Origin of the sequence: Nissabacter sp. SGAir0207, assembly GCF_005491205.1 — a bacterium.
Lineage (GTDB): Bacteria > Pseudomonadota > Gammaproteobacteria > Enterobacterales > Enterobacteriaceae > Chimaeribacter.
The window spans coordinates 2,378,523-2,392,302 of sequence record NZ_CP028035.1; the positions used below are offsets into that span (position 1 = coordinate 2,378,523).

General features: G+C 55.9%; 13 protein-coding genes and 4 tRNA genes. 4 read left to right on the plus strand and 13 right to left on the minus strand.

What is annotated here, in order from left to right; genetic code table 11:
- Positions 1-186: 186 nt before the first annotated feature.
- Positions 187-417 carry a hypothetical protein gene (locus C1N62_RS10495; RefSeq protein ID WP_137763583.1) on the plus strand — a complete coding sequence of 77 codons (231 nt, stop codon included), beginning with the start codon at positions 187-189 and terminating at the stop codon, positions 415-417.
- A 491-nt stretch (positions 418-908) separates the two neighbouring features.
- Here C1N62_RS10495 and C1N62_RS10500 read toward each other — a convergent pair whose 3' ends face one another.
- The 7 genes from C1N62_RS10500 to uvrY all read right to left on the minus strand — a co-directional run bounded on the left by C1N62_RS10500 (position 909) and on the right by uvrY (position 5,199).
- On the minus strand, positions 909-1,427 hold the full coding sequence (locus C1N62_RS10500) for a GNAT family N-acetyltransferase (RefSeq protein WP_137763584.1): 519 nt from the start codon (positions 1,425-1,427) through the stop codon (positions 909-911).
- A gap of 227 nt (positions 1,428-1,654) precedes the next feature.
- A tRNA-Leu gene (locus C1N62_RS10505) sits at positions 1,655-1,740 on the minus strand.
- Positions 1,741-1,751: 11 nt separating this feature from the next.
- A tRNA-Cys gene (locus C1N62_RS10510) sits at positions 1,752-1,825 on the minus strand.
- Positions 1,826-1,894: 69 nt separating this feature from the next.
- Positions 1,895-1,970: transfer RNA gene (locus C1N62_RS10515), tRNA-Gly, on the minus strand.
- Between the two features lie 141 nt (positions 1,971-2,111).
- Entirely contained in the window at positions 2,112-2,660 is a 549-nt protein-coding gene (pgsA, locus tag C1N62_RS10520) for a CDP-diacylglycerol--glycerol-3-phosphate 3-phosphatidyltransferase (RefSeq protein WP_137763585.1), read from the minus strand.
- A gap of 57 nt (positions 2,661-2,717) precedes the next feature.
- On the minus strand, positions 2,718-4,550 hold the full coding sequence (gene uvrC / locus C1N62_RS10525) for an excinuclease ABC subunit UvrC (protein WP_137763586.1): 1,833 nt from the start codon (positions 4,548-4,550) through the stop codon (positions 2,718-2,720).
- Positions 4,543-5,199, minus strand: a complete 657-nt coding sequence (gene uvrY, locus C1N62_RS10530; protein WP_137764983.1) for a UvrY/SirA/GacA family response regulator transcription factor — start codon at positions 5,197-5,199, stop codon at positions 4,543-4,545. The genes uvrC and uvrY overlap by 8 nt, the downstream gene beginning before the upstream one ends.
- A 721-nt stretch (positions 5,200-5,920) precedes the next feature.
- Here uvrY and C1N62_RS10535 point away from each other — a divergent pair.
- On the plus strand, positions 5,921-6,145 hold the full coding sequence (locus tag C1N62_RS10535) for a DUF2594 family protein (protein WP_137763587.1): 225 nt from the start codon (positions 5,921-5,923) through the stop codon (positions 6,143-6,145).
- Positions 6,146-6,181: 36 nt separating this feature from the next.
- On the opposite strand, the gene C1N62_RS10540 is transcribed toward C1N62_RS10535, so the two are convergent.
- From C1N62_RS10540 to C1N62_RS10550, 3 genes are all read right to left on the minus strand, one after another.
- Entirely contained in the window at positions 6,182-6,814 is a 633-nt protein-coding gene (locus tag C1N62_RS10540) for a glycoside hydrolase family 19 protein (protein ID WP_137763588.1), read from the minus strand.
- A gap of 684 nt (positions 6,815-7,498) precedes the next feature.
- Positions 7,499-7,996 carry a CinA family protein gene (locus tag C1N62_RS10545; RefSeq protein WP_137763589.1) on the minus strand — a complete coding sequence of 166 codons (498 nt, stop codon included), beginning with the start codon at positions 7,994-7,996 and terminating at the stop codon, positions 7,499-7,501.
- Positions 7,997-8,082: 86 nt separating this feature from the next.
- Positions 8,083-8,370: a hypothetical protein gene (locus tag C1N62_RS10550; protein WP_137763590.1), complete on the minus strand. Its 288-nt coding sequence runs from the start codon at positions 8,368-8,370 to the stop codon at positions 8,083-8,085.
- 215 nt (positions 8,371-8,585) lie between these two features.
- Between C1N62_RS10550 and C1N62_RS10555 the strand changes: the two genes are divergently transcribed.
- Positions 8,586-8,855, plus strand: coding sequence for a hypothetical protein (locus tag C1N62_RS10555; RefSeq protein WP_137763591.1), 270 nt, complete (start codon positions 8,586-8,588; stop codon positions 8,853-8,855).
- A 109-nt stretch (positions 8,856-8,964) separates the two neighbouring features.
- Here C1N62_RS10555 and C1N62_RS10560 read toward each other — a convergent pair.
- A tRNA-Lys gene (locus tag C1N62_RS10560) sits at positions 8,965-9,040 on the minus strand.
- 87 nt (positions 9,041-9,127) lie between these two features.
- Entirely contained in the window at positions 9,128-10,708 is a 1,581-nt protein-coding gene (locus tag C1N62_RS10565; protein ID WP_137763592.1) for an ABC transporter substrate-binding protein, read from the minus strand.
- A 535-nt stretch (positions 10,709-11,243) separates the two neighbouring features.
- Between C1N62_RS10565 and cycA the strand changes: the two genes are divergently transcribed.
- Positions 11,244-12,650 carry a D-serine/D-alanine/glycine transporter gene (gene cycA, locus C1N62_RS10570; protein ID WP_137763593.1) on the plus strand — a complete coding sequence of 469 codons (1,407 nt, stop codon included), beginning with the start codon at positions 11,244-11,246 and terminating at the stop codon, positions 12,648-12,650.
- Between the two features lie 29 nt (positions 12,651-12,679).
- Here cycA and C1N62_RS10575 read toward each other — a convergent pair whose 3' ends face one another.
- Positions 12,680-13,669 carry a metal-dependent hydrolase gene (locus tag C1N62_RS10575; RefSeq protein WP_137764984.1) on the minus strand — a complete coding sequence of 330 codons (990 nt, stop codon included), beginning with the start codon at positions 13,667-13,669 and terminating at the stop codon, positions 12,680-12,682.
- Positions 13,670-13,780: the final 111 nt, after the last annotated feature.

The window sequence follows — 13,780 nt, forward strand, 5'->3', positions numbered from 1 at the left end:
AGCCCGGCTTTGCCATGTGACCCAAAGGGGAAAAGGGCTTTCCGTGCTGTAAGACTAGTCGATAAACATGACATTCAAGCGAAACCTACCTATTACTCAGCAAAATCAGACAAAGCCCAGCGGCCGATAGGCAGCCACTTACGGCGCGCACTATAGTTAAAGGATGTCCCCCTCTGGAGCGCCGCCATGTTAAATGTGAAAGCCCTGTCCCATATTTACCATAACCTGCCGGAGCTGATTGAGGAGGCGGCGGGCCAGAGCGGCACCAACCTTGCCAGCGCCCGCGGTGTGGCCCGGCAGATTATGGCGGAGAAGACGCTGGCCAATCTGTCGCCCGCCCAGCTGCGGGTATTTGATCAGGCGCTACGGCCATTGATTGAGAATGCCCAGTGGGGTAACTGGAAGGAGAGAGAGTGAACGCGGCTTGTACCTATTCCTGCCAATAGGAGCCAGCCAACGCAGCGTGGTGTCTTAACGTTTTATTGATCTCGTTATCAGGATTGAGCTTTATGTGACGCCGCTTTTGACGTAACGCTTTTGATTTCCAGATGCTCGCCATCAAGAGCGAGCTTTATATGACGCCATTTTTAACGTAATGCTTCATTTCCTCCCGAATACTCGTCAGCGTTACGTTCGCCAGCAGGAACGAGCTTTATGTGACGCCGCTTTTGACTCAACGCTTCATTTACTCTCGAATAGTCGTCAGCGTTACGTCCGCCAGCAGGAGCGAGCTTTATGTGACGCCGCTTTTAACTCAATGCTTCATTTACTCTCGAATAGTCGTCAGCGTTACGTCCGCCAGCAGGAGCGGGCTTTATGTGACGCCATTTACCTCTGCCCTTCCCTGCAACTCTTCATCTCTTTCACACGCTGACGCGTGCCAACAGAAGGATGCCAACTGACGTCTTTCACACCGGCCCTTTGACCTTTCGCAGATAAAACTTGCTATCCACTGCCATCAGGGGAAATGCCGCTGGCAGCGCAGCCACTTCAATCTCCTGAAAACCATGTTTCTCATAGAAACGATGCGCCGCCAAAAATTTTGCCGTGGTGCCCAAATAGATCTCCTTCACACCCGCATCATAAGTATGTTGTAACAAAACCTCAAGGAGCCGGGCTGCAACGCCATATTCCTGTCCCCGCACCGTCTTTTTAACGAACATTTTCCGCAGCGCTGCCTGCCCGTTACCAATGTCTTTCAGCCCCAACGTGCCTACCACCTCTTCTCCGCGCTTGGCCAGCCAGAAATCACCGTATCCCTGCTGATAAAAGGCGGGAATCTCGCTTAAATCGGGTTGTTGCTCTGCCGTGATGGCAATACCAAACTCCTGATTTTGAATCGGTAGGATAACGTCAATCACGCCCTGCCGATCGGCCGGGGTAAAACGATGCAGGGTAATGACTTCAGAGGGGAGATGGTGGTGCATGGTGCCGCTCCTGATAGAAAGAAGCATCGAGGTTACAAAATATTCACATCGGTGGCTATGGCGCGGGATAATACGAAGGGAATGGCTACCAGAGGCAAGTATCGGCGTGGGTTATGGTTTAACGAGTTGATCAAGCAGTAGATTATTTTGGCAAGCAGGGACAAAAACAAAAAAACCGCCTCTCGGCGGTTCACGACATTGCTTATTGCTTTTTTATTGCTTTTCCGTGGTACCCGGGGCGGGACTTGAACCCGCACAGCCATAAGCCGAGGGATTTTAAATCCCTTGTGTCTACCGATTTCACCACCCGGGCATCGGGAAAAGTGGAGGCGCGTTCCGGAGTCGAACCGGACTAGGCGGATTTGCAATCCGCTACATAACCGCTTTGTTAACGCGCCGTAACAGGTTTGCCGTCTTTCAGGCTAAGCTCGTTGACATCACTCGTCAATCAACCAACTTATTTAATTTGGAGCGGGAAACGAGACTCGAACTCGCGACCCCGACCTTGGCAAGGTCGTGCTCTACCAACTGAGCTATTCCCGCAAACATCAGAACTTGCTGATTTCATTATCTTTCGGCGTTTCGTGCTGCCGTCTGATGCGATGCATTCTACTTACCTGCGCCGATGAGTCAATACAATTATCAGCGCAAAATGTTCGTTTGCCGGTTTTTAAATCACATCGATCACGGTTCAAGCAGATCTTTGCGCGCCGCATACAGATACTGGAACATCGACCAGAAAGTCAGCACCGCCGCGATGTACAACGCAATCACCCCAACAAACTCCAGGGCCGGATCGGGCCGCCATAGCAGCGCCACCAGCGACAGCATCTGCGCCGTGGTCTTCACCTTGCCAATCCAGGAGACCGCCACGCTGCTGCGCTTGCCCACTTCCGCCATCCACTCCCGCAGTGCAGAGATGATTATCTCGCGCGCAATCATGGTCGCCGCCGGCAACGTTATCCACCAGGAGTGGAAGTACTCCGCTACCAGCACCAGCGCTATCGCCACCATTACCTTGTCCGCCACCGGATCAAGGAAGGCGCCGAAGCGAGTGGTCTGCTTCCAGCGCCGCGCCAGGAAGCCGTCAAACCAGTCGGTGATGGCGGCAATGACAAAGATTACGGCACAGGCCATCGGCGCCCAGATAAAGGGAAGGTAGAACGCCAGCACAAAAAAAGGTATCAAAACCACGCGAAACAGCGTGAGGCAAGTCGGTATATTAAATTGCATAGCGCTCAGTAACTATCTGGCAAAAGTGATTATTGTGAGTATGTTGCTACATTGCCCTTAGTGTTTCAACGCATTGTAGATTTTTTCTGCCAATGCATGTGAAATACCCGGCACTTTTGCAATTTCCTCGATGCTGGCATTGAGCAGGGGTTGCAGACCGCCCATGTATTTTAACAATACCTGGCGACGCTTTGGCCCGATGCCCTCAATGGTTTCCAGCGCGCTGGTATTGCGCACCTTCGCCCGTTTCTGCCGGTGACCGGTAATGGCGTGGTTATGGGCATCATCACGGATATGCTGGATCACGTGGAGTGCCGGTGAATCTGATGGCAGGGCCTTGCCCTCCCCCTCTGGCTTGAAGAACAGCGTCTCCAGCCCAGCCTTGCGGTCAGTGCCCTTGGCGATGCCAATCAGCTTAGGACGGCTCTTGTCCCACGGCACGTCCAGCTCGGCAAAGACATCCATCGCCATCCCCAGCTGCCCCTTGCCGCCATCAATAAAGATAACGTCCGGGATTTTGTTCTCCTCCAGCGGCTTGCCGTAACGCCGGCGCAATACCTGCGCCATGGCGGCATAGTCATCGCCCGGGGTGATGCCGGTAATGTTGTAGCGGCGATACTCTGAGCGTACCGGGCCGTTGCCATCAAACACCACGCAGGAGGCAACGGTCTGCTCCCCCATCGTGTGGCTGATGTCAAAACACTCCATGCGGTTGATCTCCGCCAGCCCCAGCACGCTGGTCAGCTCCGCCAGCCGTTGATGGATGGTAGATTGCTGCGAAAGCTTGGTCGCCAGCGCCGTGGTGGCATTGGTGCGCGCCAGCTTCAGATAGCGTGCCCGATCGCCGCGTGGCTTGGTCTGGATGGCAATCTTGCGCCCGGCCATCTCGCTCAACGAGCCGGCCAGCAGATCTTTTTCCGGCAAGGCGAAGTCCAGCAGGATCTCGCCCGGCAGGGTACGCCCCTCGCTGCCCTGAAGGTAGAACTGACCGATAAAGGTCTGCACCACCTCCGCCAGCTCCGTGCCGCCTGGCACTTTCGGGAAGTAGCTGCGGCTGCCAAGCACCTTGCCCTGACGGATAAACAGCACATGCATACAGGCCAACCCGGCATCATAGGAGACGCCTATCACATCCAGATCATCGCTGTCGCCCGAGACAAACTGGCGTTCGGTCACCCGGCGCACCGCCTGGATCTGATCGCGGATGCGCGCGGCCTCCTCGAAATTCAGCCCCTGGCTGGCGCGCTCCATGCGCTCAATCAGCTGGGTCAGCACCTGCTGGTCTTTGCCGGCCAGGAACAGCCGCACATAATCGACCTGCTGTTTATACTCCTCTTCGCTCACCAGCCCGGACACGCACGGCCCGAGACAGCGCCCAATCTGGTACTGCAGGCAGGGGCGCGAGCGGTTGCGGTAGACGCTGTTCTCACACTGGCGGATCGGGAACAGTTTCTGCAACAGCGCCAGCGTTTCACGCACCGCATAGGAGTTAGGGAAAGGGCCGAAATATTCGCCCTTCGCATGTTTGGCACCCCGGTGAATTGAAAGACGCGGGTGCTCGTCAGCGCTGAGGAAAATCAGCGGGTAGGACTTATCATCGCGCAGCAACACGTTGTAGCGCGGCTGGTACAACTTGATGTAGTTGTGCTCCAGCAGCAGCGCCTCCGTCTCCGTGTGGGTGACGGTCACGTCAATCTGCTGGATGTTTTTGACCAGATTTTCCGTCTTGCGGCTGCCTACGTTGGTGCGGAAGTAGCTTGAAAGCCGCTTCTTCAGATCTTTGGCTTTACCTACGTAAATTACCGTCCCGGTGGCATCATACATGCGATACACCCCGGGCTGGCTGGTCACTGTCTTCAGGAAGGCTTGGGAATCAAAACGATCACTCACTGCTGGTCAGGCTCTCAGTATTGAATAAGCCGTGACGAATAGCCAAGTGGGTCAGCTCAACGTCACCGCTGATATTTAACTTGCTGAACATCCGGTAGCGGTAGCTGTTCACGGTTTTCGGGCTGAGATTGAGTTGTTCCGAGATCTCATTGACTTTCTGGCCCTTGGTAATCATAAGCATGATTTGCAGCTCACGCTCAGAAAGGCAGCCAAAAGGCGTCTCCGCCTGCGGCTCCAACTGGCTGAGCGCCATCTGCTGGGCAATGTCGGAGGCGATATAACGCTGGCCGGAATAGACCAGACGGATGGCATTGATCACCTCCTGCGGCGCGGCACCCTTGCTCAGGTAGCCAGCGGCACCTGCCTGCATCACCTTGGCGGGCAGCGGATTTTCTGTATAGATGGTCAGCATGATGACTTTGATATGGGGCGAGAAGCGCACGATCTTGCGTGTGGCCTCCAACCCGCCGATACCCGGCATGTTCATATCCATCAGCACGATATCAACGTCGTTGCTACGGCACCATTTGACGGCATCTTCACCGCACTGCGCCTCACCTGAGACTTTGATACCTTTAATATCTTCAAGAATGCGTCGTATCCCTGCGCGCACCAATTCGTGGTCATCAACAAGAAGAACGCTAATCAAAGAGAATTCTCCAAAAAAAGGGAGTAACGCCGTCAGCTTTTGTTCACTGCGCGAGAATGACGATGTCTGAGCCAGAGATGAACAGGCCAGCGTAACAAACGCCAGACGGGGCGGGATACGCGGCGCCTGGCACGATTTCACATCTGTTGAACTAACCAAAAGTGGCAAAGAACGGCAGCTTCCGGCGAACGTTGTTATTATTCGTAACGAAAAGGAGAGCCGCTATTTGACCCGCTCATTTTACTGCATGCCTCTATATTTGACCAACAAACACTGTAAAAAATTGCTAGCGGTCTTGGCGCGCAAAAAGTGCGCAGTAACTTCTTGAATTAAAGCACAAATTCTAAAATATGCAAACTTTGTCAGAACATTTTTACATCAAGTTTACAGTAAATCTGCTTTTTTATTTTTGTGCCGACTTTATGCTAAATAAGCAACATCTTCTTATCCTTAAGTTGCCTTGAACATGCCATTAATAATGATTCTTTTTTAATAAGCCGTAACATAAAACCCTGTTTATAACCCTTCCCGCCAGAATGAGCAGATTTTGGCATATGCTACTGCCAGTCTTGTCGCTTCCCCGCGCCATTCATGCTTTTTCGCTACCGCAGAGGGGAGTGAAGGTGGATGTGACTGTGGTATACTCCCCCGCCTCGCTATTTTGCGTTGCCATGCCGCCTGTCGCGCATGTCAGCGCGCTGTTCATCGCCAGGAGATGAGAATGAGCCTTAATGAATTTGCCACCGCCCCGAATGTTGAGACGCTGGCTACCGAAGTTGCCTGCCTGAAAGCCACGCTGACCATGATGCTGAAGGCCCTGGGCCAGGCAGATGCCGGCAAAGTGGTTCTGAATCTGGAGAAGTTCATTACCCAGATTGAGGACGAGCAGCAGGCGGAGACCTTCCGCACCACGCTGGCTCAGATCAAGCAGGCGTACCGCCAGTAGTCCTCAGGCCGGGCGTCACCGCCCGGCCCCTCCCCTTTAGGCCAGTCCCAGCGCCTTGCGCGCGACCTGCAAACGCGCCAGCCGATCCTCCAGCCCATTCAGGCCACCATTGATCGCCTTGGTCATCCCGGTAAAATCACCACGATCGGCAAATTTGCTCAAATGATGCTCCTGCCAGAACCACCCCGCCGAGCGAGCCGCATTGCTCTCCAGTAGCAGGAGATCGGGATTGGCCAACAGATCCAACCCCAGCGCCTTGCCACACGCCTGATAGTTCGCTTTGAAGGTGATCTGTTTTAACCCACGGCCACGGTAAGTCCAGCCATCATCTGGGTGGCTGTTGCCCAGCCGGCCGCCGTAGACCAGATTAGCGATGGCTCGCTGCCGCTCTTGGGGCAGTGATGGTTCACCGGGTTTACGCCCAAGGGTCGCCCGCTGCTCAGCGGTCAGGCGTGGGCCAAAAATGACCAACCCTTTGACGCTGTAGTTGAAGGACTCGATCAGCTGGGTAAAACCGCCTGATTCCGTCCCAATCTGCGCCAGGAAGCAGGCCTGGCGCGTCAGGGTATCGATCATGAATTCATGGCAGGTCTGCATGAAGGGTTCATACCAGCGATCTGCCAAGGCGTCAGTCAGCCCAGCGGCCTGTTTGAATTGCTCACGTGTCATAGCTTGCCTCCTCGATAGATAAGCTTTTTTAAACGGTAGCATTCATACGAGCGATAACCGCCAGGGCGAAAACACGAAATATCACCAAATAACTCATTGATATTATTTAAATTAGTGATGAAGGCTAACGTTTATCCATTGTAACTTTGGCCTCCCCTCCAAAGCGCGACGCAGCTCTCTAAGCAAAATAAAAATCGTCTGCGCCACCCTCTTTTTCATGATTTATTTCGCTCACCCTGCACTCCATTGTGTCACGCATTTAATGGCATTAGCCGGAGTGAACTCTTTGACCGACCCACCCATACATAACTCTTTAGCAAGTTGTTGATATAAATAAATTTAAAAAATAATTCGGTTTTTTGAGATTGATGACTACAATTATCCTGGGTTTTATGACGAGCACGTAATTAGCCTGCCTACTCTTTTCCCTTCAATAGGAGTGTGGCGCTGTCTATTATTACTCTGCCGGAAAGCAGGACAATTTCCCAGCTGATAAAAAGTTGATATCGACACCTGCCCTCTTTTTTATACGGGAGGAGATGGTCAGCCGATAATAGGCCAGATGAGCAGCATTAAGCGACCGGCGCAGTGAAGTCTGGCGGTTTTATAATAGAGGGCAAAAGGTGGGAAAATCTCATCAATTCAGGGGCAATCAGGCCCGCCTTGCCAGCGGGCCTCTGTCTCTCAGGCAGGTTTTTGCTGCACCAATGTGGTCAGGCGGGTCAGAGCATAATCTGCCGCCGCCAGCATGACCTCCTCACACTCACCGGGAAAGTGCTCGACCTCCGCGATGGTCAGCCCGTCGGCGAAGGCCCAGCCGAACCAGACCGTGCCCGCTGGGGTGCCATCTGGTCCGCCATCAGGCCCCGCGTAGCCTGTGATCGCCACGGCCACCTCCTCGCCTGACACCCGCAGCGCGCCTTCGGCCATTTCACGCGCCACCGGTTCGCTCACAGCAGTGTAGGTTTCCAGCGCGCTATTACTGACGCCCAGCACTTCGCGCTTGGCATCGTAGGTGTAGGTGATATAGCTGCGGCTGAAGAACTCGCCGCTGGATTTGGCTGACGCGACAGCCATGGCAGCCAGGCCAGCCGTACATGACTCCGCAAAGGTGACGCGCATACTCCGCTTTTTCAGCTCTTTTCCCAGCCTTTCTGCGCTCTGTTGCAATTTTTTATCCATATAATCTCCAGTCAGTAGCACATAACCCGGCGCAGGCGCGGGTTAGTCAAGATATAAGCATAGTTCGCTTTTATCTTGCAGGCGGCCTATTCACTGTGCTGCTGGCGCCAGGCTGCGGCCTCCTCATCACTAATATCATTTTTATAACAGAGCGGTGATTCGCCACCCGGCCGGCTCCAGGCGCTGCGTTTCCCGCAACTGCGACCATTGCGCATGGTGTTATAGGGACAAGGGCAGTTCCCATCATAGGCCGCGATGGACTCCTCAATCATTTGCTGTTTAATTTCATCGTTCGAAGGGGCGGCCTGCGCGGTGGACAAACTGAACAGGCCAAGGGCCAGCAAGAGCGCTGGCAGGGTAACGCGAGGGTGCATAGTGGCTCCTGATGAGTGGTGTACGGATGCCCGGTAAAGCAATCATTATCGGGAAAGCGATCATCTGGATAAACTCCGTTTCCTGACGTGACGGAGCGCACACTTTCCACACTGTTCCAGCGTATACTTTTTCGACAAGGCATCTCTTTTGTCTTACACCATCGTCAAAAGCTGCACCCACCCCAAACTGCCGTATAACCTGAGGGAGGATGAAAATGAGCGAAGATGTGGTTGTATTCACGCGAGAAAAACATTTCCACCTGACCACGCTTACCGGTTTTATCAACGAGGAGCCTGATGGCGTCATCGCTGACGAGGCCGGACATATCTATAGATTGATGACCTTCACCTTTAATGATTATGACGAAGGTTTTTTGCGTGAGTATTGGTATGCCGCTGAGGAGCCAGAGAAGATGGACGCCAGCGATCTCTATCTGGCCATCACCCAGCTTAATCCCAAGCCTGTCACCGTGAAAAAGCCCTGATGCTGTCATGCCCCACTTAACCTCGCCACGGCGGGGTTTTTTAATGCTGGCAGTTGTTGCAATCAAATAAAAAAGGACTTGTGCCAACCCGGCACAAGTCCTTTCTGTTTGGTGGGTCGTATAGGGCTCGAACCTATGACCAATTGATTAAGAGTCAACTGCTCTACCAACTGAGCTAACGACCCGATGTGCTGAATTATTCTCCTGTCCGCCGGGGATGTCAAAGGCCGGCGGTCACTTTTGCTGCTGATTTCTAAGCAATAGGTGCGTTTTTATTGTGCTTTGCTGACCGTGTCAAAGAACAGCAGACTGTTGCCGAGGTTCTGGGTTGCGCCCTCAATGTTGCTGCGCAAGCCTACCTGCCGCTGGCCCTGAAGCGTGACCACGTAGGGGGAGTTTTGCTGAACTTCCGTCTGCAACTGGGTGTAGAGCACGTTACGTTGGCTGGCGTCGCTGATGGCGGCGGCGTTGCGGGTCTGCTCACTCAGTTGCGGGATCTGCCAGCCGACGCGCCAGGCCAGCGTTTTCGGGCCATTCGAGACGTTATAGACAAAGGCGCTGGCATTGGTGTTCGGGTCTATGTAGTCCGGCCCCCAGTAGATAAAGATCGACTGGAAATCGCGGCTGCGCATCTTGCCCCACAGCTCGGCCTCTGCCACGGGCTGGATGTCGATGTTGATATCAGCCTGTGCGAAGCTGGCCTGCAATGCCTGCGCGACCTCGGTGTAGGGCGGCTGGTTGACGATGGTCAGGGTAAAGCGGGTGCCGGGCTGGATGCCGCCCTGTGACAGGATCTGTTTGGCCTTCGCCACATCCAAATGGAAAGGCTGGTTCTCCAGTGCGCCATCAAAACCCTGTGGCAGGAAGGACTGGTGCACCTGGAACTGCCCCTTCAATAGCTGGTTCGCCAGCGCATCATAATCCACCAGCCAGCGTGCCGCCTGCCACAGCGCCGGGTTGCCGAGCGCCGGTTGCTGCGCGTTCTGGGTGTTGAAACCGAGGTAATAGATCAGGCCAGAGGGGAAACTTGCCACCTTCACGCCCGACTGGTGCGCCAGCGCGGCAAACTGATCCGCGCCCAAATCATAGGCGACGTCAACGTCCCCCTGCGTCAGCAGCAGGCGACGCGTGCCGGGATCGGCCACGTTTTTAAGCAGCACGCGCTTCAGCTTCGGTGCCGGGTTGGCCTGCGGGTTCTGCTCCAGAATCAGCGCCTCGTGCGGAATATAGGTGCGTACCTGATAGGCGGCGCTGCCGGCGGAGTGGGTGCGCAACCAGCCATTGCCGAAGTCACCCTCAGTGGCGTGCTGCTGCGTCAGCTTGCTGTCGACAATATTGGCGACCGGCGCGGAGAGCAGCCGTAGCGCCAGATCGCGCCCGATGGGCGATACCCAACGGATCTCCACCTGATGGTCGCCGTGGCGTACGAACTGCGCGTCAATGTTCTCCGGCGTCCAGCCGAACTCCCCCAGAATAAAGGAGGGGGTTTTGTTGAGCTTCACGCCGCGGGTCAGCGAGTAGATCACATCCTCCGCCGTGACCGGGTTGCCGCTGGCAAAGCGCGCCTGAGGGTTGAGGGTGAACAGCAGGCTGTGCTCCCCCTCCCCCGGCTGCCATTGGGTGGCGAGTTGCGGCGTCAGTTTACGGGGATCCTGGCGGTCAGCGGCGACCAGCCCCTGATAGGTATCGACCAGACTGCCGGTACTGATGGTCTCAAAACTCTCGGCCGGATCCAGACTGATGATGCCGTCAAGGGAGACCGCCACCACCAGCGTGTCAGGCGGCGTGGCGGCGTGGGCCGGGGTAAGTGCGGTCAGGGCAAGGGCAGCGGCTACGGGCAACAGTCGGTTCATGGCATCATCCTGAAAAAGAAGCGATAAGCCGACTATAGGGGGTTCCGTTGCCGGGAGAAATGCCAGATCCGGCAATGCTTAGCACAATTCAGAGGATGGCCAGATCGTCTGCTTATGGCCATCCGTCGCACCAGAGGATTTACCCATCCAACGAATTTTCTGCCCCTTGGGCGATAGGCTGCCTTTTATTCTGCGCCTGTTTTGCCCCGCCGCAGAATCGCAAACGGTTGCCCTGCCCTAGTGGCGAAATAACGCGTCATGGCCGCCCGAGATTTATATCCTGTGATAGGAATCACGTTGTTTGCCTGTAGTTATTTTGTTAGCCTCTTGCGCTCTGAATTTTATGCCCGCAACTGTCACCAAACCGTAAAAATAAATATACAAATGACCCCGCTTGCGCTGCAGGAAATAGCATATAAGACACTAACAATTAACACATGCATTACATTATCTTGAAGATTGCCGCAGGCAAACACAACACAACAAACAAGGGCCAGTTAGAGCCCGCCACCAAGACAGACAGGAACCCTCATTAATGGTTGATCAAACAAAAGAGCTTGCCGCCGCGCCAGAGCGCGGCGAAGAGAACCTAAAACGCAATCTGACAAACCGGCATATCCAGTTGATTGCCATTGGCGGTGCTATCGGCACCGGCCTGTTTATGGGGTCAGGCAAAACCATCAGCCTGGCCGGGCCGTCGATCATCTTCGTCTATATGATCATCGGCTTTATGCTGTTCTTCGTGATGCGCGCGATGGGCGAGCTGCTGCTCTCCAACCTGGAGTACAAATCCTTCAGCGATTTCGCCACCGACCTGCTTGGCCCCTGGGCTGGCTACTTCACTGGTTGGACCTACTGGTTCTGCTGGATTGTCACCGGCATCGCCGACGTGGTCGCCATCTCCTCCTATGCGCAATTCTGGTTCCCCGGCCTGTCACATTGGGTCGCCTCGCTGCTCTGCGTGCTGCTGCTGCTGAGCCTCAACCTGGCGACCGTCAAGCTGTTCGGTGAGATGGAGTTCTGGTTCGCGATGATCAAAATCGTGGCGATCGTGGCGCTGATTGTCGCTGGCGTGGCGATGGTGATGATGCACTTCCCGTCGCCGTCCGGCAGCGTGGCCTCCTTCAGCAACATCTGGAATGATGGTGGCATGTTCCCGAAAGGGGTAAGCGGCTTCTTCGCTGGCTTCCAGATCGCGGTCTTCGCCTTTGTCGGCATTGAACTGGTGGGCACCACCGCTGCCGAGACCAAAGACCCGCAACGCGTGCTGCCGAAGGCCATCAACTCCATCCCGCTGCGCATCATCATGTTCTACGTCTTTGCGCTGGTGATGATCATGTCCGTGACGCCGTGGCGCTCGGTGGTGGCAGACAAAAGCCCGTTCGTCGAGCTGTTCGTGCTGGTTGGCCTGCCGGCCGCCGCCAGCATCATCAACTTTGTGGTGCTGACCTCCGCGGCCTCCTCTGCCAACAGCGGCGTCTTCTCCACCAGCCGGATGCTGTTCGGCCTGTCACAAGAGGGCAGCGCGCCGAAAAGCTTTGGCCGCCTGTCGAGCCGTGCGGTGCCCTCTACCGGCCTGATCTTCTCCTGCATCTGCCTGATGGCCGGTGTGGTGCTGATCTACCTGATCCCGAACGTGATGACCGTCTTTACGCTGGTCACCACGGTGTCGGCGATTTTGTTCATGTTTGTCTGGAGCATCATTCTCTGCTCCTATCTGGTCTACCGCCGCAAGCGTCCGGCGCTGCATCAGGCGTCGCGCTACAAAATGCCGTTTGGCATTGTGATGTGCTGGGTCTGCCTGGCGTTCTTCGCCTTTGTGCTGGTGCTGCTGACGCTGCAGGAGGACACCCGGCAGGCGCTGATGGTGACGCCGCTGTGGTTCCTGCTGCTGGCCGTGACCTACGGCATTATCCGCCGCAAACAGCGCCTCGCTGCCTGATAAAAAAGCCCCGCTCAGCGGGGCTTTTTTTATTCTGTTTTCAACCGCTGCCAGAGGCGGTGCAGGCTTTCGCCAATCGGCGGGCGCACGCTCTCCACCCGCGCCGGTGCCGCCTCACCGCTGGTGTCATCCAATGGCCCCAGATCAAAGGTGAAGGTGTAGGAAGGCTCCTCCCCCATGCGCAGATCGCTCAGCAACAATCGCCCCTCCTGCTCCCGCAGCCGGAAAAAGCCGTGGGTGAACCACGCCATGCGCGCCACATAGGGGTTGTCGCGGTTGCGCGCATAGAGTGCCTCACCGCGCGGGTGGAAGGTGAACTCCAAAGGCCGATCTGGATCCAGCAGCGAGTAGAAGCCCTCGCCGTAGGTGCCGGGGGTCATCACGACCACCCGCCACACCAGCGTATTGAGGCTGGTCGGCGTTACCAGTAGCCGCTGGCCATTGATGTACTGCTGGGCGATGGCCTGACGCGCCGCCTGCGTGGCCTGATACTGGGCAAACACGCTCCATGCCAGATAGAGGCAGCTCAGCAGCAGCCCCATACGGTTCCAGCGCAGCCCACGCGGCGAGCGCAAGATCAGCGCCACGCCGGTGCCCACCAGCAGCGGCAAGGTGTAGAGCGGATCGATAATGAACATGCTGCCGACGGCATAGGGGTAGTCGGTGAACGGCAGGCCAAGCTGGGTGCCGTAGACGGTCATTGCGTCCAGTAGCGGGTGGGTGATCAGCGCCAGCCACACTGCCAGCCAGGTGCGCACCACCTGCCCGCGCTCGCGCAGCAGTAGCGCCCCCAGCCACGAGAGGAGCGGCGACACCAGCGTCAGGTAGAACAGCGCGTGGCTCTCGGTGCGGTGCATGGTCATGTTGCTGACCGGGTCGCCGTGGTTGATAAAGACATCCAGATCGGGCAGCGTGCCACACACCGCGCCCAACAGCGCCGACTTCCACACCGGCATCCGCCGCCCCATCACCGTCACACTGACGGCCGCCCCCAGCACTAACTGCGAAACAGAGTCCATCATCTCTCCCTGGTCGGTAAGCCGGCCTGCGCAACGCCGGTCAACTGGCTATGTAATAGGTTCGCCCAACGGCGTCAGCCTTCGCCGCGGCTGGTTTAACCATATGCATAA